Genomic DNA, 261 nt, shown 5'->3' with positions numbered 1-261 from the left:
GCTGCCCGTTTTCGTAGTGGATGTGGAGCTGGCCATACCAGAGCTGGCCGCCCACTTCCAGTTCGTAGATCTGGTTGCCGCTCACCGACTCGGGCAGGTGGAAGTAGACGCCGCCCTGCTGGAAGCCCGTGGCTTCGTCCACTTGCCGGCGGGTGTCAATCAGGCTGCTGCGTTCAATGCCTTCGACATTGGCGTTCCGGGTCAGGTCGGGCGCCAGCCGCAGGCGGGACGGCTGGTGCCAGGCCGGGCCGACACCGCGAC

Annotated in this window: 1 protein-coding gene; it reads right to left on the bottom strand. The window is 66.7% G+C overall.

Annotation, left to right across the window (positions count from 1 at the left end):
• Window positions 1–261 (bottom strand): hypothetical protein (locus PZA18_RS24625; protein WP_284103517.1); only part of this gene is annotated, 261 nt, incomplete at both ends.

The organism is Parachitinimonas caeni (assembly GCF_030129945.1).
Lineage (GTDB): Bacteria > Pseudomonadota > Gammaproteobacteria > Burkholderiales > Chitinimonadaceae > Parachitinimonas > Parachitinimonas caeni.
This window is presented reverse-complemented; position numbering and strand designations above follow the sequence as displayed.